Origin of the sequence: Serratia sp. C2(1), assembly GCF_036352655.1 — a bacterium.
GTDB classification, from domain to species: Bacteria; Pseudomonadota; Gammaproteobacteria; order Enterobacterales; family Enterobacteriaceae; genus Serratia; species Serratia inhibens.
Window position 1 is genome coordinate 1,507,718 of sequence record NZ_JAZFBA010000001.1, and the last position, 19,240, is coordinate 1,526,957.

The 19,240-nt window shown below is 54.0% G+C and carries 17 protein-coding genes and 1 pseudogene; 11 read left to right on the forward strand and 7 right to left on the reverse strand.

The window, feature by feature from the left end:
- Window positions 1-23 precede the first annotated feature (23 nt).
- Together V2S86_RS06990 and pcaC are read left to right on the forward strand one after the other, a co-directional pair.
- On the forward strand, window positions 24-1,388 hold the full coding sequence (locus V2S86_RS06990; protein WP_330761802.1) for a 3-carboxy-cis,cis-muconate cycloisomerase: 1,365 nt from the start codon (window positions 24-26) through the stop codon (window positions 1,386-1,388).
- A complete protein-coding gene (gene pcaC, locus V2S86_RS06995; RefSeq protein WP_311992561.1) occupies window positions 1,381-1,770 on the forward strand; it encodes a 4-carboxymuconolactone decarboxylase in 390 nt (129 codons plus the stop codon). Before V2S86_RS06990 ends, pcaC begins: the two co-directional genes overlap by 8 nt.
- Here the strand turns inward: pcaC and V2S86_RS07000 are convergent.
- The 3 genes from V2S86_RS07000 to pcaH all read right to left on the reverse strand — a co-directional run bounded on the left by V2S86_RS07000 (window position 1,767) and on the right by pcaH (window position 4,151).
- Complete coding sequence (locus V2S86_RS07000; RefSeq protein ID WP_330761803.1) at window positions 1,767-2,702, reverse strand: LysR substrate-binding domain-containing protein; 936 nt, start codon at window positions 2,700-2,702, stop codon at window positions 1,767-1,769. The two genes, pcaC and V2S86_RS07000, sit on opposite strands and share 4 nt — an antisense overlap.
- Before the next feature lie 97 nt (window positions 2,703-2,799).
- Window positions 2,800-3,423: a protocatechuate 3,4-dioxygenase subunit alpha gene (gene pcaG / locus V2S86_RS07005; protein ID WP_330761804.1), complete on the reverse strand. Its 624-nt coding sequence runs from the start codon at window positions 3,421-3,423 to the stop codon at window positions 2,800-2,802.
- A complete protein-coding gene (gene pcaH, locus V2S86_RS07010) occupies window positions 3,423-4,151 on the reverse strand; it encodes a protocatechuate 3,4-dioxygenase subunit beta (protein ID WP_330761805.1) in 729 nt (242 codons plus the stop codon). Before pcaH ends, pcaG begins: the two co-directional genes overlap by 1 nt.
- 429 nt (window positions 4,152-4,580) lie before the next feature.
- Here pcaH and V2S86_RS07015 point away from each other — a divergent pair, with 429 nt between their 5' ends.
- From V2S86_RS07015 to V2S86_RS07040, 5 genes and pseudogenes are all read left to right on the forward strand, one after another.
- Complete coding sequence (locus tag V2S86_RS07015; RefSeq protein WP_330761806.1) at window positions 4,581-5,345, forward strand: N-acetylmuramoyl-L-alanine amidase; 765 nt, start codon at window positions 4,581-4,583, stop codon at window positions 5,343-5,345.
- Window positions 5,346-5,376: 31 nt separating this feature from the next.
- Complete coding sequence (locus V2S86_RS07020; RefSeq protein ID WP_330761807.1) at window positions 5,377-6,129, forward strand: hypothetical protein; 753 nt, start codon at window positions 5,377-5,379, stop codon at window positions 6,127-6,129.
- A 264-nt stretch (window positions 6,130-6,393) separates the two neighbouring features.
- The gene (locus tag V2S86_RS07025; protein WP_330761808.1) at window positions 6,394-7,881 is read left to right on the forward strand and encodes a PhoPQ-activated pathogenicity-related family protein; all 1,488 of its coding nucleotides are present in this window, start codon (window positions 6,394-6,396) and stop codon (window positions 7,879-7,881) included.
- Between the two features lie 130 nt (window positions 7,882-8,011).
- A pseudogene (locus V2S86_RS25460) lies at window positions 8,012-8,845 on the forward strand (integrase core domain-containing protein); the annotation flags it as partial.
- Window positions 8,846-8,870: 25 nt separating this feature from the next.
- Window positions 8,871-9,281 carry a hypothetical protein gene (locus tag V2S86_RS07040; RefSeq protein WP_330761811.1) on the forward strand — a complete coding sequence of 137 codons (411 nt, stop codon included), beginning with the start codon at window positions 8,871-8,873 and terminating at the stop codon, window positions 9,279-9,281.
- Window positions 9,282-9,416: 135 nt separating this feature from the next.
- Here V2S86_RS07040 and V2S86_RS07045 read toward each other — a convergent pair whose 3' ends face one another.
- From V2S86_RS07045 to V2S86_RS07060, 4 genes are all read right to left on the reverse strand, one after another.
- Entirely contained in the window at window positions 9,417-10,853 is a 1,437-nt protein-coding gene (locus V2S86_RS07045; RefSeq protein WP_208904046.1) for a 6-phospho-beta-glucosidase, read from the reverse strand.
- A gap of 334 nt (window positions 10,854-11,187) precedes the next feature.
- Entirely contained in the window at window positions 11,188-11,922 is a 735-nt protein-coding gene (locus V2S86_RS07050) for a MurR/RpiR family transcriptional regulator (protein WP_330761812.1), read from the reverse strand.
- An 88-nt stretch (window positions 11,923-12,010) separates the two neighbouring features.
- Window positions 12,011-13,318 (reverse strand): MFS transporter, encoded by a 1,308-nt coding sequence (locus V2S86_RS07055; RefSeq protein ID WP_330761813.1) that lies wholly within the window; start codon window positions 13,316-13,318, stop codon window positions 12,011-12,013.
- Window positions 13,319-13,583: 265 nt separating this feature from the next.
- Window positions 13,584-14,534 (reverse strand): 2-hydroxyacid dehydrogenase, encoded by a 951-nt coding sequence (locus V2S86_RS07060; protein WP_330761814.1) that lies wholly within the window; start codon window positions 14,532-14,534, stop codon window positions 13,584-13,586.
- 350 nt (window positions 14,535-14,884) lie between these two features.
- Between V2S86_RS07060 and V2S86_RS07065 the strand changes: the two genes are divergently transcribed.
- The 4 genes from V2S86_RS07065 (at window position 14,885) to V2S86_RS07080 (ending at window position 19,212) form a co-directional block, all read left to right on the forward strand.
- Window positions 14,885-15,325, forward strand: coding sequence for a rhodanese-like domain-containing protein (locus tag V2S86_RS07065; RefSeq protein WP_330761815.1), 441 nt, complete (start codon window positions 14,885-14,887; stop codon window positions 15,323-15,325).
- Between the two features lie 53 nt (window positions 15,326-15,378).
- A complete protein-coding gene (epsC, locus tag V2S86_RS07070; protein ID WP_330761816.1) occupies window positions 15,379-16,332 on the forward strand; it encodes a serine O-acetyltransferase EpsC in 954 nt (317 codons plus the stop codon).
- Window positions 16,333-16,475: 143 nt separating this feature from the next.
- Entirely contained in the window at window positions 16,476-17,408 is a 933-nt protein-coding gene (locus V2S86_RS07075; protein WP_004944722.1) for a family 2A encapsulin nanocompartment shell protein, read from the forward strand.
- Complete coding sequence (locus V2S86_RS07080; protein WP_330761817.1) at window positions 17,383-19,212, forward strand: family 2A encapsulin nanocompartment cargo protein cysteine desulfurase; 1,830 nt, start codon at window positions 17,383-17,385, stop codon at window positions 19,210-19,212. The genes V2S86_RS07075 and V2S86_RS07080 overlap by 26 nt, the downstream gene beginning before the upstream one ends.
- Window positions 19,213-19,240 lie beyond the last annotated feature (28 nt).

Sequence of the window (19,240 nt, forward strand, 5' to 3'; positions counted from 1 at the left end):
GCCCCTTTAAGGTCGGAGAATTTATGGAATTATTGACGCCGCTGTTGCGGTCTTCAGCGGTTAGCGAATGTTTCAACGATGCCGCCACTCTGCAGGGCATGCTGGATTTCGAAGCGGCGCTGGCCACGGCGCAAGCCGGGCTGGGGATCATTCCGCCAGAGGCTGCGCAGCATATCGCCGCCTGCTGCCACAGTCATTTAGTAGACAGCGCCGCGCTGGCGCAGGCGGCGGCGCAGGCCGGTAATCTGGCCATCCCGCTGGTGAAGCAACTCACGGCCTTGGTCGCGCAACGGGATACCGATGCCGCACGCTTTGTTCATTGGGGGGCAACCAGCCAGGACGCTATCGACAGCGGCCTGATGCTGCAACTGCGGCATGCAATAGCCATCACGCAAGAGGATCTGAACCGGTTGATGGCGGCGCTGGTGCAACAAATTACGCGGCATCAGGATTGCGTGCTGGTTGGGCGCACCTGGATGCAACACGCGCTGCCGACCACGCTAGGGCTAAAGTTGGCCGGCTCGCTGGATGCTTTGCTGCGCTACCGTCAACGGCTGGATGAAATGCGCTCTCGGGTGCTGGCGCTGCAACTGGGCGGCGCGGCGGGGACGCTGGCGTCACTGCGCGGGGAAGGCGATCTGCTGGTGACGGCCCTGGCCGCGCGGTTGCAACTGAGCGCAGCGGATACGCCTTGGCACAGCCAGCGCGATCGTCTGCTGGAGATTGCCGGTTGGTACGCCGGTTTAACCGGTACGCTGGGTAAACTGGCACGAGACATCTCCTTATTGATGCAAACCGAAGTGGCGGAAGTTGCCGAACCGGTGGCAGAAGGGCGTGGCGGTTCTTCCACCATGCCACACAAACGCAATCCGGTGGCCTGCGCGGCGATCCTCGCGGCGGCCAACCGGGTTCCTGCGCTGGTCGGCGGGTTGTATGCCGCTATGGTGCAGGAACATGAGCGCGGGCTGGGCGGTTGGCACGCCGAGTGGGAAAGCTTGCCAGAGTTGGTGATGTTGGCGACGGGCGCATTGCACACGACAGGCGATCTGATCGCCGGTTTGCAGGTATTCCCGCAGCAGATGCAACATAACCTGAAGTTAACCGGCGGGTTGATCATGGCCGAGTCCGTGACTATGGCGCTGGGCGAGGCTATCGGCCGCCAGCAGGCGCATCAGCTTATTGAAAAACAGTGCCATCTGGCGCTGGCGCAACAGCGCTCGTTGCTCGACGTCTTACGGGAAGACAGCAGTGTAATGGCGCATTTAACCCCAGAACGACTGGCCGCATTGCTGGATCCGCAACATTATCTCGGCAGCGCGCAGACATTTACTCAACGGGTGCTGGATCAGGCGTCCCGGTTAACCGCAGGAGCAAAACGGCATGAATGATGAACAACGTTATCAGCAGGGCATTGAGGTACGGCGGGCCGTACTGGGGGATGCCCACGTTGACCGCAGTCTTGACCGGCTCAACCCGCTAAATGAAGAGTTTCAGCACTTTATCAGCCGCTACGCCTGGGGGGAGATCTGGACCCGGCCGGGGCTGGCGCGCCACACCCGTAGCCTGATCACCATTGCCATGTTGATCGCCCTCAATCGCGAAGCCGAGCTGCGCATGCACCTGAAAGCGGCCGCAAATAATGGCGTGACCCGCGAAGAGATCAAAGAGGTATTGATGCAAAGCGCGCTGTACTGCGGCCTGCCGGCGGCAAACTCGGCATTCCACCTAGCGGAGGAGGTTTTCGCCGAACAGGATCGCGAGGCGGACTAAGCGGAACCTGTGGCGTTGGCGATGCGGCGCACGGTGGCGATAAACGCCAGCGCCGCTTCACTCAGCTCGCCGTCATTACGGCTCAAAATGCCCACCGCTTCCTCCATGCCCTGAGTAGGCAGCGGCAGGGGAACAAGTTGCCCGGCGGCGATATCGGCTTTAACCGCGCTGGAAGGCACAAACCACACATAGTCGAATTGCAACGTCATCTGGCGCGCCAAAGAGGCGGACAGCGTTTCGATATACTGGCCGGGCAGGCTGAATCCCTGGGTGGATAACAGGTTCTCGGTATTGTGGCGCGGCACCGTGCCTTTGGGCGACAAAATGGCCGGATAGCTCAGCGCCTGCTCGAGGGTGATGGTCTCACTCAACAGCGGGTGCCCCGGGCGCGTCACCATCAGCAATGATTCCAGCAGCAGCAGTTCGAAGGCAATCCCGCTCATCATTTCCGGTTCGGCCATGCGGCCAATCGCCACGTCGATGTCGCCCGCTTTGAGCTGCGCCAGCAATTCGGTATTTTTGGCGGTGATCACCTGAATACGTGAATAAGGGCGCGCCTGCTGATACTGGCCGATGGACTGCGGCAGCATACCCAGCGCGGTGGTCGGCAAGGCGCCGATACGCAGCACCCGCGCCGGTACGTCGTCAAGCCTGTCCAGCGCGTGCCCGGCGGCGGTCAGCGCCTCCAGCACTCGCGTGGCATACCCCAAAAACTGTTCGCCTTGTTCGGTCAACCGGGTTCCCTGCCGGCTACGCACCAGCAGGCGGTTACCGGTCAGGGCTTCCAGTTCACTCAGCGTTTTCGACAGTGCCGGTTGGCTCAGGCTCAATTTGTCGGCGGCGCGGCTCAGCGATCGCTCCTGCGCCACCGCGACAAACCCATTGATGTGGCGCAAGCGCATGCGTTGTATAAATAAATTGGCTTTTTTCATGCCCCAGTGTAGGGAATTTTCCCCAGCGGCAACAAGTGACGGCGGCCGCATATTTGCACTGACGTGCAGATTTTTGCGGCCGCTGCGGTGGCGGGAATTACAGGTCGAAGAAGACCGTTTCGCGATCGCCCTGAACAACAATGTCAAAACGATATACCAGCTCGTCGCCACGGCGCTCGGGGTGCGCAATCAGCGTTTTACGGCGCACTTCCAGTTCGATCAGATTCAGCACCGGATCTCGCTGGTTGGCGGCATCTTCATCGGCAAAATACATCCGGGTATGCAGCCCAAGATTGATGCCGCGCGCGACGATCCACAGATTAACGTGCGGTGCCATCATGCGGCCGTCACGCCCGCAAACTGCGCCCGGCTTGATGGTTTCAAAGCGATAGTGGCCGGTTTCAAAATCCGAACAACTGCGGCCCCAACCGCGAAAAGCGCTGTCCAGCGGCTTGCCGTGCTGTTGATCGCCAGGGTGATGGTAGCGGCCATGCGTATTGGCCTGCCAGATTTCCAGCAGCACATCGCGGATCGGCGAGCCGCTGCCGTCGAACACCCGGCCTTCAATAGTGATGCGCTCGCCCTGGGTTTCCGGCTGAGTCAGGATGTGGTTGAAGTTGTTTTCAAAGATGTCGAAACCGGCGGCAAGAGGGGCCAGGCCGATGTGGACATAAGGCCCGGCGGTTTGCGACGGCGTTTCCGGCAGATATTGTTGCGGCATTATGCTTTCCCCTGCAGACGGTTTTCAAACAGCGTAGCGCGGTGGCCGCGCAGCACCAGATCGAAGCGATAGGCCAGGCTGTCCAGTTGAATCGAGGCGGTTTTGTCCAACCCGGCGATCAGCGTGCGCACCGCATCGTCATTTTTGATGGCACGAACTATGGGGCAACTGGCAATCAGCGGATCGCCCTCAAAGTACATTTGGGTGATCAGCCGCTGGGCGAAGGCGTCGCCGGACAGCGAGAAATGAATATGGGCGGGGCGCCAGTCGTTGACCTGGTTGCGCCACGGATAGGGGCCGGGCTTGATGGTGCGGAAGAAGTAATAGCCGTTATCGTCGGTCAACATGCGGCCACAACCGCCGAAATTAGGGTCTATCGGTGCCAGATACTGATCCTTTTTATGGCGGTAACGCCCGCCGGCGTTGGCCTGCCACACTTCTACCAGCGCATTGCGCAGCGGCAGACCGTTCTCGTCACGCACATAGCCGTGCACAATAATCCGCTCGCCGATCGGCAAACCCTGTTTGGCGTAATTAAGGATCAGATCGTTATCCAGCGCCCCCAACTCATGCTGGCCGAATACCGGGCCGGTGATTTCTGATAGCGAATTTTGCAACGAGATCAATGCGTTCTTCGGCGAGCGCAGCACGCTGGTTTTATATTCTGGCACCAGCGCCGGCGGGTGTAGGTCGTAGTTGCGATGATACAGTTCATTTATCTGGCTCATGCGGAAATCCTCATGGCATAGGCAGGATACAAAGGGCTGATCTGTTTGTTGTTATGTCAGCGCGAAGGGGAGAAACCCTGTCCCCACACTGAGTCTACGCAAGCCGAAGTGTTACGATAAAGTGAAATCTAGCGGTGTTTTATATAACCATAAGTTATGTAATAGGCGTGATAGAGAAACGGATAGCGTCACCCCTGGCGGAAATGCAGGGTTACAACGGCTCGCCGTCTCAGCGGTGCCAGTCAAAGCGCTTCTGGGCAGGAAGGACAGCGTTCACGCAAGTAAAAATTAGACAACTTTACGAAGCGATTTACATAAGCATACGCAAGTCGCTGTATAAATAACGAGCAGGCCGGATTTAATTAGCGTTTCTGGTTATGCCGTTCAATAAATTGGAATTCATAATTTTATCATATGAAAGGAGTCTATATGTATCAGGTTGACTATAATAGCTATCGTTCTGTGAAAGGATTTAATCGCCGAGTCCGTTTTCTGGTAATGCATTATACCGCGCTTGATTTTGGCGCGTCGATCCGGGCGTTGACTGGCCCTTCTGTGAGTGCCCACTATCTTGTCCCAGACCCTTCGGATAAAACGTATATCGATGCTGGTTTTAAAGATATGCGTATTTTTAACCTGGTTGATGAGAATGAGCGTGCATGGCATGCCGGGGTCAGTTCATGGGCTGGGCGTAGTAATCTTAATGATACGGCGATCGGGATTGAGAATGTTAATTTAGCCACAGATAATAACGGGGTATTTACCTTTCCGCCCTATAACCCAATACAAATTGAGGCAATAAAGGCGCTGGCAACAAACATTTTGCAACGCTATCCGGATATTACTCCGGTCAATGTCGTCGGGCACAGTGATATTTCTCCAGGAAGAAAAAGCGACCCAGGCCCAGCCTTTCCATGGAAAGAACTTTACATGGCCGGAATCGGGGCGTGGTTTGATGAAGAAACAAAAGATAAATACGTTAAGCAGTTTTTCCAAACTTTACCTCCGAAAAATGACATTATAGAAAAGTTGAAACGATATGGCTACGACACCTCAGGTTCGGGAAGTGAAGCGGGCTATACCCAATTAATTCGGGCATTTCAGCTGCATTTTCGTCCCTGCAATTACAGCGGGAAGATGGATGCTGAAACTGCTGCGGTCCTTTATGCACTGGTAGAAAAATACAAACCATGAAGATCAGATAGTTCACAAGGAGACGAACGTGATGAACACATTCATTACTGGTGGTTGGAGCCAGTCACTATCTGATAAACCACTTCCTGAATTCGAAGTGATGATGTATGGAATGGTGACCAATCTTGACGGATTAACGACAGGAACATCTACTCATCCCGGGTGGAGTCCGGAGAGGAAAAGCAAGCCTGAAAACTCCCCCGACTTTAAAGGAAAAACGCTATGGGTATATGGAGGAGGAGGATGTTCCCCTGAAGGGAAGCCGGCAAATAAAGAGGAAGTATTAAGGATCGCGGAAGCCACAAAAAGCCAGGGTTGGGACGGCGTGGATTTTGACGATGAATGTAATATGAACATTGATTTAGTTGTTGAGGCAATGAAACAACTAAAGATATGTCAGAAAGATACGAGCTTTGGTTTTATTTCTGGGTATTCTTACAACCATCCCGAAACAATTGATGGTGCTAATCTAAACAATAAGGTAAAGAAGGTCATTCTTTCTGGACAATGCGATAGAATTATCCATTATTGTTATGCTTCCGCAATGTGGAGTAAGGATGATATTATCGATAATGTTATACCTGCTCTAAAACGGACGTTAAAGAATGGTGCGGAAAACAAAAGGTGCATTCTCGCCCTGACAACAAGAGGCCTGACCGACTGGAATTTAAATTACTTTATCGACCAGGTGTTGGACTTTAATCTTGGTGGGTTATTTATCTGGAGGTATGATGCGCTAACTGCTGAGCATTATAAAATAATAAAAGATAGGTTGTGGAAATAGACGTTAAGAAATGCTTATGCCGTTGTTATATTAAAGGTGTAAACATTATGGGTCTGGTGTAAATTAAAATTTTCACCAGACCCAGTGACGTGATGATATACACAAAAAGCGCTTGCTGTGCAATGCGGACGATATCAGGGTAATGTCGATGCAGAAATCGAAGCCATTGTTCGGGTGCGGGTTGACAAATATCAAGGAACCACGTGAACCGGTTCCGGATGAATGGTAACTTTTTTTTACTCATCCCTTAAAAGGATTTTTCTGATGAAAGTTAAAGCATTATATCTTGCAATGTTGTTTATCTCACCGGCCTGCCTGGCATTATCCTCGGCAGGAAAGTGTAAAAATGCAGATCTGATGCATGTTATTTCTGATTATCGGATATTACTTGCCTCGATTCCTCTCGAGTATTCTCTTCAGGAGAAAAAACAACTCGACGGGGTTATGCTACAGAAATATAAGCTGAGCTCACAGTCATGGTCTCCACAGGGCATCGTGTCTCCGCCACGCTGGGAGCATGAGGTAGATATCTATATTCCTGATTCAGCCAGGGAAAAAAATGCCCTTGTTGTTGTTAATAATGGCAGCAACAATGATGGTTCAGGCAACTCTGTGGGGCCAACAGATTTTAATGGGGAAGAACTTACACGTATTGCGGCCGCCACCCGAACTATTGTGATATCTGTCAGTAACGTTCCTAATCAGACGCTTAATTATCAGGGCGTTAACAAACCGCTGGCTGAAGACGACAGTGTGGCGCATTCCTGGAAACTATTTATCGGCGACACGCAAAAATATCAGGACGCATCCCTGCATATTCCTATGTCCGCGTCGGTATCGCAGGTTTTCCGGCTGGCGAAGAAAGAACTTGGGCAACAGAATATAGAAAAATTTATTGTCACCGGCGCCTCTAAACGTGGCTGGGCCACATGGCTGGCAGCACTGTCGGACCCGGATGTCGATGCCATTGTTCCTTTTGTTCTGGATCTACTGGGTACCAAGAAATCTCTTGAACACATGTATCAGTCATATGGAAAAAACTGGCCGATAGCCTTTTATCCCTACTATGAACAGGAGATTGACCAGCAGATTGGTACGAATGAATTTGCCAGACTGATGACGCTGGAAGACCCGCTGGCTTATCGGAATACCGATCTGGGCAGCCGTCTGAATATTGATAAATATATTATTAATGCCAGCGGTGATGATTTCTATGTCCCGGACAACAGTCGTTTTTACTATAACCAGTTACCTGGCTCAAAATCCCTGCGGGTTGTGCCAAACTCAACGCATAACGGAGTTCTATCGGTTGCGGAACAGTCGCTGATTACCTTTGTTAACCGTTTTCAGGAACAGCAAAAGCTTCCTGAAATCACAGAAAAAGTGCAGGGCAACGACGATGAGGAAAAAGTGCTGACGGTGAGTTTTTCAGAAAAGCCAACAAGCATTTTACGTTGGACAGCCAGGAACCCCGCAGCAAGGGATTTTCGCTATGCCTGTGATGTGAAATACAGTTCAGCTCCTGTCAGTCTGGCCAGCGGCGGTGAGACGCTTAGCATTCCGCTGACGTCACCAGACAGCGGATGGCAGGCAACCTACCTTGAGGCAACGTTCAGCGATGGCTATGTGGCTACAACCCAAGTCTATATCACACCGGATGGGAAATATCCGGAAACAGCGCCTCCGTCGAAAGGTGCAGCCTGTCAGACTCTTCCCGGACGAGGACTGATTCCTGCTTTAGTTAAACAGTAGCTTCGCTTGCGACAGCTAATGGCGTAAAAAGGGGGCGGGTTGTATGAACCGGTCACATAGGTAACACTTTAAACCGGGCACATGGGTAACAGGTTATAACGGTACGGTAAACAGCTTATGGAGGTTTACCGTGCCCTGGAATGAGACTGTTACCATGCAACGTTTGCAGTTTGTCGCGGCCTGTCTGGAAGGTGACCTTCCGATTGCAGAGGTATGCCGCCGTTTCAACATCAGCCGTAAAACCGCCTACAAGTGGCTGGCCCGTTTTTCGCCGGATGAGGTCGACTCTCTTGCTGACCGTTCTCGGGCACGCCATCATCAAAACGCCACGCCAGAACCTATGGTGAAGTTGTTGCTGGAGACGATGCAATAGCATCCCCTGTGGGGACCGGAGAAAATCAGACCGCGACTGCTTAACCTGGACATCAGTGGTGTACCCGCTGCCAGCACGATTGGCGAGCTGTTCCGTAACCATGGCCTGGTCAAAAAACGTAAGCCTCCTTCCTTTAAACCCACACAGCGCCATGAGCTGCATAGTGTCGTGCAGCCAAACGATGTCTGGAGTGCTGATTTCAAGGGTAAATTCACCCACACCGGAGGGCGCTGGTGTGATAACTACAGCAGAATTGTGCTGGCCTGTGAGGCGACCTATATACCTGATGGCCGCTCTGTCATTCCCTGCCTGGAACGGGTATTCCGCGAATGCGGGATGCCGTGGGTGCTGCGTACGGATAACGGCTCACCTTTTGCGGGTACGGGGCTGTGGGGGCTGAGCAACATGTCGGTCTGGCTGATAAAATGTGGTATCCAGCCAGAACGCATCCGGCCGGGTAAGCCCACGGAAAACGGGCGGCATGAACGGATGCACCGAACCATGAAGGACGCGCTAAAACAGCATCCAAAATTCACGTCTATTGAAGAACAACAGACATGGTTTGACGCCTGGCGACAGGAGTTTAACGATTATTGAGTAATAATAAGGCAATAAATTGAAGAAAATATTATTTAGCTTTCTGGTCATTTTTATCATTTTTTTTCTTTTCGACTTTAGTATGCAGAAGGTGGCGGAGGGAAAAGATGGGTATACAAAGTCAAATGTATGGACATATTATCTATACACAGACAAAGATATCAGATCAGCGCCAAAAGGGGATGTATCGTATTATTTTACATTTATAGCCCAGGATGGTGGTCAATCAAGAGAAAGTAGTATTATCTACAGTGATAATGCAATTTTGTCAGATGTCAAAAAACACCTAATCACTTTAGGGTACAAAGTATCATCGCATGATGGGGCGTCTGAAAAATGGACGAGGAAAGATGAAGTTTTACCTTATTTCTATATATCCATAGATAAGGACAATCATACACTGACTTTAAGTAAAGTCAGTTTTAGATGATTATTCAGGGGCAAAGGCTATCTGTATATTTTAAAGACCACCTGAAAAAGGGACAACTAACTACACAAAACCCCAATAAAAATGAGCCACATCGTCGTGGCTCATTCTCGTTTTCATAAGCAAAATCAGTGAGTTTTAAAGCTGCTCGCCGTTGCTGGCGATCACGTTACGGTACCAATCAAAGCTCTTTTTGCGCGAACGCTCGAGGGTGCCGGTGCCATCGTCATGCTTGTCCACGTAGATAAAGCCGTAACGCTTGCCGTACTCGCCGGTAGTGAAGGACACGCAGTCGATACAGCCCCACGGCGTGTAACCGATCAGATCTACGCCGTCTTCGATCACCGCTTTCTTCATCTGCTCGATATGCGCGCTAAGGTAGTCGATGCGATAGTCGTCGTTGATTTGGCCGTCGGTTTCTACTTTGTCAAAGGCGCCAAAGCCGTTCTCAACGATAAACAGCGGTTTCTGGTAGCGTTCATACAACACGTTCAGCGAATAACGCAGCCCAACCGGGTCAATCTGCCAGCCCCAGTCGGAGGCTTTAACGTGCGGGTTCGGCACGTTGCCTGGGAAGCCGAACATGGCGTCGCTGCTGCTTGGCGCATCCGCCTGCAGGGCGTTGCTCATGTAGTAGCTGAAACCGATGTAGTCCGCGCAACCTTCGCGCAGGGTTTGCTCGTCCTGCGGCTGCATTTCAATCTGGAAACCCTTGCGTTGCCAGTCGCGCAGCAGGTAAGACGGGTAGTAACCGCGCACCTGAACGTCGGTAAACAGGTAGCGCTGGTGCATCGCCTCGACGCTGTACATGACGTCGTCCGGCTTGCAGGAGAACGGATAGAAGGGCACGCAGGCCAGCATGCAGCCGATCTTGAATTCCGGGTTAATCTGGTGACCGAGTTTCACTACCTGCGCACTGGCGACGAACTGATGGTGCAATACCTGATACAGCGTTTGCTCCGGGTTTTGTTCTTCGCTGTACACCACGCCCGAACAGCAGTAGCCAAACAGCGGATACTGGTAGTTGCTCTGGTTGTTGATCTCGTTAAAGGTCATCCAGTATTTCACTTTGTGCTGATAGCGGCGCAACACCACTTCGCTGAAACGCACGAAAAAATCCACCACTTGACGGTTTTTCCAACCGCCGTATTCCTTCACCAGGTGATAAGGCATTTCAAAGTGGGACAGGGTGATCACCGGTTGAATGTTGTATTTCAGCAGTTCATCAAACAGATCGTCGTAGAATTGCAGGCCGGCTTCGTTCGGCTCCAGCTCATCTCCTTTAGGGAAGATGCGCGTCCAGGCTATTGAGGTGCGGAAGCATTTGAAGCCCATTTCGGCAAACAGCGCCACGTCCTGCTTATAGCGGCCGTAGAAATCCACGGCTTCATGGTTCGGGTAGCGATAACCCTCCAACACGCCATCTGTCATCACGCGATCCACGCCGTGCGAGCCGCCCGACAGTACGTCGGCAATGCTTGGGCCTTTACCGCCCTGATCCCAACCGCCTTCAACCTGGTGCGCGGCGACGGCGCCACCCCACAGAAAATCTTTCGGTAACTGTTGCTGTTTCATTGTTGGATTCTCATTCGTTTATTAATGAAAGGCTATACGCAAAATAATTGGAGTTGCATCACGGCGGCAAGACCGTAACAAATCGGTCAGGAACCGATTTGAACAGCGCTTGTGCTGGCCCGTAGGGTGAGCCTCAGGGATGAGGCTCATAATCCCCAGGAGCTTAGTAAGCTAAGTGACTGGGGTGCGCGGGCGCGGCCAACACAGATGCAGCTTCAAGTATGAAGGGTATATTTTGTTAGCGTCTGAGAATAGAGTAACAAGTTGGAATTAAATGTCACGATATAACAAATCACCGCTTAGGTAACTTGTCACATTAAAAAAACAGGCTGTTTTATTTTGCGGCGTTAATATTCCCCAGACGCTTGCCGATGGTTTCAATAATGTAAATGACCGGGATCTGGGTGGTGATATTATGTTGGCCGGCAATGAGCTGTTGGGGGACGTGGTAGGAGAGGTTGAAGTCCGCTATTTTGGCCAACGACGAGGTTTCGTTGTTGGTGATGCTGACAATCTTGCAGTGATGCAGGCTGAACTGTCTGGCGAGACGCAGGATCTCTTCGGTTTCGCCGGAAACCGACAGCATAATCGCCACCGCGCTTTTATACATATCGCTGTTGATCGGGTAATAAGGATCGTCAATATGGGTGCTGAATTTCCCGACGTTGGAAAAGAAACGCGCACCGTATCTGCCCAACGCGCCCGAGGTGCTTACGCCGACGAAAATAATACGTTCCGCCGCGGCGATATGCTGCACCGCCTGATCGATTTGCTGATTAAACTCGTCGTTGTTGATGCTTTTAAAAAAGCTGATGATTTCGCTGGTGCCAAAATCCATCGGCGCCACTTCCGCCTGTTCCAGATACAGCTTGAAACGGATACGGAATTCGGAATACCCCTCGCACCCCATTTTCTTGCAAAAGCGCAACACGGTGGTGGTAGACACCCCGGCGGCCTCGGCCAGTTCGCGGATCGTCATGTACATCACCGGGTTCTTGTTTTTGATGACGTAGTTATAAACCATCATTTCCAGCGCGTTGAGTTCGGCGATTGCTTTATGGGTAAACATAGACTTATCCGGCTAGTGGCAACAGAGCGTAATCAGCGGGCTAACATAGCAAATTTTGCCGTAGCCCGCTCGTGGTTTCCGTTGCTTTTCAGGCGCGTTTAGCCTTTTCCAGCAGGGCGTCATGTGCCGGTTCGGACCCGGTCAGATCGCACTCCTTCGGCAGCCGCCAGGCGATAATACCGGCGATAATCAGCGAGACGGCCAAGCCGCAAACGGCGACGTTCTGGCCGTACAGATAAATCATCACGCCCACCAGATAAGGCCCGCAGAAACCGCCCAGATTGCCCAGGCCGTTGATCACGCCGCGTGCGCCGCCGGCCACCTCCGCCGAGGCGATGCGGCCAGGCATCGACCAGAACGGGCTGGTAGCGGCCTTGAGAAAGAATCCGCAGACCACCAGGGCGATATAGGCCGCCACCAGGTTATGGCGCAGTATCACTGAAGCCAACAGCGCGGCGGCGAAACAGAACAGTGAAACCATCACCCACAGGCGGCGCTTGCCGGTTTTGTCGGTGAGTACCGAAATCAGGTAAATCCCCAGCAGCGTGGCGACGAAGGGCAAAATGGCCAGAAATCCGACCGAGGCCATATTGCCGCCGGTGAGATTTTTCAGGATGGTGGGCAGCCACAGGGTGTAGCCGTAATCGCCGGTTTGATAAAAGAAGTTCAGCAGCACCAACTTCATCAACCCTTTATTGCGAAACACATCTCTCAGCGGGGCATTACTGACCGGCTGCGCTTTACTGCGTGCCTGGCGTTCACGCGCCAATTCGGTTATCAGATATTCACGCTCGCGTGCCGGCAACCAACGCGCCTCCTGTGGTCGATCGCTGATCAACAACCACCAGACGGCCAGCACCAGCAGCGACAGCAACCCTTCGAGAATAAACAGCCAGCGCCAGTCGAGCTGATTGATGATGGCACCGGAGATCGGTGCGGTAAGCATGCCGCCAAGAGGGGCGAACATCATGACGAAAGCGTTGGCGCGCCCCAGCTCTTTCTCCGGGAACCAGTTACTGATCATGGTCAGCACCACCGGCAACATGCCCCCTTCGGAAATGCCCAGAACAAAGCGCAGCACCAGCAATTGATAGTGATTGGTGACAAATCCGGTGGCCACAGAAACTACCGCCCACGCGCACAAAGACCAGGCGATAAAACGTTTGCCGCTGCCGTTAACCGCGATGCGCCCACCGGGCACCTGTAAAAACAGGTAACCGATAAAGAAAATGCCGCTGGCCAGGCCGGCCATCTGGCTGGTGATGCCCAAATCACTTTCCATGCCGCCGGGCAGCGCAAAACTGATATTAACCCGGTCCATAAAAGAAATAATGCAGGCGATCAGGATCGGGGCAATAACCCGCAGCCAGCGGGTGTTGGGGATTTTATTATCCATAGCGATCTCTCTTTGCGGGCGTGGGTATACCCGTCGCCTTTCAAGCCGCAGCGTTGTTGGCTGCTTACAAGTCCCATCCGTGGGCCTTGCCCCTTTGGGGCCGCTGCAAGCAGCGTTCAAATCTGTTCCCGACAGATTTGTCGTTCACCCCAGTTACTTACCGGAGTAAGCGCCTGGGGATGAGCGAGCTGGCCGCCTAGCTGCAGCTTGAAATTCATAGGGTATAAATAAGGTTCTGTCGTTCAAAATGAATAAACCCGGTTAATTACTCAATCGCGTTGGGCAGAGGCTGGTGCCTGAAATAGGCACTGACGTTGGCGAACACGATGTCGCTCATCTTTTGCCGGGTTTCGTGCGTGCCACTGGCGACGTGGGGTTGCAGCACCACGTTGTTCATGTCAATCAGTGCGGCGGGCACCCTGGGTTCGTCGGCGTAGACATCCAACCCGGCGCCTGCGATGGCGCCGCTGTGCAGGGCATCGATCAGATCCTGTTCATTAACGATGCTGCCGCGGGCAATGTTAATCACCAGCGCGTGCGACGGCAGCGCGTCGAAGATCGTCTTGTCTACCAGGCCGATACTGTCTTTGCCGCCGGAAATGGCGATAACAAAGAAGTCGCTCTCCCGCGCCAGGGAGAGGGGATCGGGGAAGTAGGCATAGGGTAATGCGCCATCCTGTTGGTGGCTGGCGTATTGAATATGCATGTTGAAACCGGCAGCGCGCTGGGCAATGGCGCGGCCGATGTTGCCCATGCCAAAAATGCCGAGGCGCTTGCCGCTAACCTGCACCGACAGGCCCGGCGCTTCCTGCAGCCAGCGGCCTTCACGCACAAAACGGTCGTAGTGACACAGCTGGCGCGCGGTTGCCAGCAGCAGCCCCAGCGCCATATCCGCCACGTCCTCCGTCAGTGCGCCGGAGGTAATGGTGATCGCGATGCCGCGCTGCCGGGTATAACTCAGGTCAATGGCGTCGGTACCCACGCCGAAAACGGCAATCAGCCCCAGGTTCGGCAGTTGTTCCAGTACCGACGTAGCAACGCCAATATCGCCACGGGTGACCAGTGCGGTGAGGGTTCCGCCATTGGCCGCCAGGAAAGCGGCCGGGTCGGCCTGTTCGTAGAGGCGGTGCACGACAAAGTTGGCCTCAAGGCGGGCAAGCAGGCTGTCCATTAGCGGGGCGATCAACAATACGTCATTGGGGGTATCGGTCATCATTTTTACCTGTTCAGAAAACACCATGGTTTCGTTGTTATTATCAAAGCGGTTTTCAGACGGCGGTTTTGCGACAGATATCACGCTGAAGAGTGTTAATAAACTGTGTTACCCGTAATGTGATCGACGGGAGAAAACGGGTAACAGCGCGCTGTAACATAGCCACGCGAAAATCGAAATTCATAAGCCAATAATTGGTTTTCATTAGCCTGATTTTAGCTAAGCGGGAGCTAGATGCTTTTACTATAAGCCCTAATGAAAAGTTATTTATTGCCGTTCGGAAAGGGTAATAAATTGAAGTTAATGAACGAAAACAACCCTACTGAAAAATAGAAAATATGCTGGAGGTGAATATGTCCTACGCATCTGCACAAAGGTTTAAACCCCATTCCAACGTGAATGCGGATAACCCAGGCAGGGATAACTACGCCGCTCAAAATACCGCCGTTTTTGAACGCGATCTGACGCCGGAAGCCAGTTGGCAATTAGTCAACAGCGGGGCGGCGGTGTTGGTGGATATCCGTACCCCGGAAGAGCGCAAAACCTTTGGCTACGTTGAACAATCCGCGCGGGTTCCCTGGTTAACCGGTTCGAATAAAATCCGCAACCCGCGTTTTTTCCTTGAATTAAGCAAAGTCGTCGACAAACAACAGCAGGTCATCTTGCTGTGCCAAACCGGCAAACGCTCCGCCGATGCGGTGCTGGCGGCCCTGAAAGCCGGTTATACGCAGGCTTACGGGGTGCAAGGCGGGATTGAGGGCGCACGACACTTGCCCTGGCTAAAGACAGCCTGACGGCGCTCGAACCGAGTGGGTCATTGGGTGTTATCACATAAACAGAGGGAATTATGACTCGCTTTTCACAGCCGCACGAAAATACCAACTGGCAACTTGCCGATATCGTTAATGAGCTGCGCTCAGCGCGGCTCTCCTGGCGCGAGCGCAGCGGCCAGGCGTCGCTTTCCGGGCAAAAGGAGCTGCCGTCGAAAAGTGTGGTCAGCGAAATCACCGAATCGCTGCGAGCGATTTTATTCCCGATGCGCTTGGGGCCGGACGATCTGCGCCATGAAAGCGAAGACTACTTCGTTGGCCATACGCTGGACGCGGTGCTGAATGCATTGCTGATTCAGGTGCGCCTTGCTTTGGGGTTTAGCCGTTCCGAGGACGACGACGTTGAGCGAGGGGACACGCTCAATGCGCAGGCGGTGACGCTGGTGCGGCAGTTCGCCAGCGTGCTGCCGGCCATTCGTCGCCGGTTGGACAGCGATATTCTGGCCGCTTATCACGGCGATCCTTCGGCGCGCAGCGTGGACGAGGTGTTACTGTGTTTCCCCGGCGTCAACGCCATTATTCACCACCGGCTGGCGCACTATTTCTATCTCGCGGGCGTGCCTTTGCTGGCACGTCTCATCGCCGAAAAGGCTCACGGTGAAACCGGTATCGATATTCATCCCGGCGCACAAATCGATGACGGATTTTTTATCGACCACGGTACGGGCGTAGTGATTGGCGAAACCGCCATTATCGGCAAGCGGGTACGTCTCTATCAGGCGGTCACGCTGGGCGCCAAACGCTTTGTCACCGAGGAGTCCGGCATTTTGCAAAAAGGGCAGCCACGCCATCCGATTATTGAAGACGATGTGGTGATCTACGCCGGCGCCACTTTGCTGGGTAGAATTACCATTGGCAAGGGCTCTTCCATTGGCGGCAACGTCTGGCTGACGCGCAGCGTCAAACCGGGCAGTAATATTCGCCAGGCAAATATCCAGAGCGACAGTCATGAATTTGGCTCAGGTATTTAATCTGGCGCACTCCACTCTTTTTAATTAGCCCGCAGTGAGGTCTGCGAAACGGAAATCAATAAATCGATATTTTATTTAACGCGCTATTTAACCGGTAATTATTCATTTTTTATCACCAGCCTATTTTTTCAGGAGAAACAACCATGTCCCAACACAATGATGCCCGGCTTGCATTAGGGGATAATGCAGCACGGCAATTGGCTAACGCGACAAAAACCGTCCCGCAATTATCCATTATCACACCACGCTGGTTAGTGCATTTGCTGCAATGGACACCGGTCGAGGCAGGGATATTCCGCCTTAACAAGGTCAAGAATCCGTTAAATGTTCAGGTTGCCTGTTCGCAACGCGATGAAGGGTTATTGCCGCAGACCTATGTGGATTACGAAGAAGCGCCGCGCGAGTATTTTCTCAATGCCGTGACCACCATTCTGGACGTGCATACCCGTGTCTCCGACTTGTACAGCAGCCCGCACGATCAAATTCGCGAACAGCTGCGCCTGACCATTGAAACCATTAAAGAGCGCCAGGAAAACGAGCTGATCAATAACCCCGAGTACGGGTTATTGGCCAGCGTCGATGACGCCCAGCGTATTTCAACGCTGACCGGGGCGCCGACGCCGGACGATCTGGACGAACTGATCACCAAGGTATGGAAAGAACCCGGTTTCTTCCTCGCGCATCCGTTAGCCATCGCCGCCTTTGGCCGCGAGTGCACCCGCCGTGGCGTGCCGCCGCCAACCGTCAGCCTGTTCGGTTCGCAGTTTCTCACCTGGCGTGGCTTGCCGCTGATCCCTTCGGATAAGCTGCCCATCGACGAAGAAGGCAAAACCAAGATTATCCTGCTGCGTACCGGGGAAAAACGCCAGGGCGTCATTGGCCTTTACCAGCCGGGCGTCGCCGGTGAGCAAAGTCCGGGGTTGTCGGTGCGCTTTATGGGGATTAATCGCAATGCGATAGCCTCCTATCTGATCTCCCTTTACTGCTCATTGGCGGTTCTGACTGAAGATGCCGTTGCCGTTTTAGACGATGTTGATGTGAGCAAATATCATGACTATCCAGACAGTTACAAGTAGTTCATTGCCTCACGAGGCACAGCCGCCAGCCGGATTGCCGGACGTTAACGCGCTGGCTAATCTGGCTAATCAGATCTTCAGTGCCTTGCCTGGGCGTGAGGCTGGTGCCGGGCTGCAACCGGCCGCAGGCAGCGAACGCGCCACGAGGGTGTTGCCACAGACCTCTACGCCGGTTCTCGAGCCGGCACTGGCCACCGACGGCCTGGAAGCGCAAAGGTTGTCCGGTTGGCAGCAGGGCGCAGAACGGCAAGCCTTTTTGGCTCCGCCGACGCTGCCTCAGCCACGGGATCCGGCGGCGACGGCAGGGTTCTATTTTCTGAGTGAAAATCAGGCCCGGCAAAAACGCTTGCCGCAGGATACCGGGCTGGACGGCCTGGCGGAACAGGCGCTCACCGGACAGGCCCATCTTAGTGACCAACCCTTCGCCGGGGCGGTCAACGGCGGGCTGGAGTCGGTTATCGGAGCGCTGTTTCCCGCCGTCGCGGCACCGGTTAGCGACGTAGCGCAAGAGGCGACCAGCGGGCAGTATTATTTCCTGGAACAGGGGCAGCCACGGCGAGAAGCCGCACCGCAGCAACGGCCGCGCAGCAGTTTTGATGTGCATGCCGTACGCCGCGACTTTCCCATTCTTTCGGAACGGGTTAACGGCAAACCCCTGGTGTGGCTGGATAACGCCGCCACCACCCATAAACCGCAAGTGGTTATCGATCGGCTGGCGTATTTCTACGCCCATGAAAACTCGAATATCCACCGCGCGGCGCATGAGCTGGCCGCCAGGGCAACGGATGCCTATGAAGGGGCCAGAAACAGCGTTGCTCGTTTTCTGGGGGCCAAATCACCGGCGGAAATTATCTTTACCCGAGGCGCAACGGAAGCCATTAACCTGATTGCCAACACCTTTGGCCGGCAACACATCGGCGAAGGCGATGAAATCGTGGTTTCCCAGTTGGAACACCACGCCAACATCGTGCCCTGGCAGCAGCTTGCCGCCAGCGTGGGGGCTAAAATTCGGGTGATCCCGGTGGATGAGAGCGGGCAGATTCTGCTGGATGAATACCGCAAACTCTTGTCGCCGCGTACCCGTTTGGTGTCGATCACCCAGGTATCCAATGCGCTGGGCACGGTGACACCGGTCGAGCAGGTGATTGCGCTGGCTCATCAGGCCGGCGCGCGGGTGTTGGTAGACGGCGCACAGGCGGTATCGCACCTGAAGGTTAACGTGCAGGCGCTGGACGCGGACTTTTACGTGTTCTCCGGCCACAAGGTGTTTGGCCCAACCGGCATCGGCGCGGTGTACGGCAAGGCGGAGCTGCTGGAAACCCTGCCGCCGTGGCAGGGTGGCGGCAATATGATTGCCGATGTCACCTTTGAGAAAACGCTGTACCAGCCGGCACCGGCCAGGTTTGAAGCCGGTACCGGCAACATCGCGGACGCGGTGGGGTTGGGGGCGGCGCTGGACTACGTCGAACGCCTGGGGCTCGATAACATCAACCGCTACGAGCATGAATTGCTGGAGTATGCCACCGAGCAGTTGATCCGTATTCCCGGCCTGCGCCTGATTGGCACCGCAGCCAATAAGGCCAGCGTGCTGTCGTTTGTGCTGAGCGGCTACCGTACCGAAGAAGTGGGCAACGCGCTTAACCGCGAAGGCATTGCGGTGCGTTCCGGCCATCACTGCGCTCAACCAATCCTGCGGCGCTTTGGCGTCGAGGCGACGGTGCGGCCATCGCTGGCGTTTTACAATACCTACGAGGAAGTGGATCTGTTGGCGGCAACCTTGCACAAGCTGGCGAAAGGGCGCTAGCAACGAGACGTGATAACCCGGCCGGCGC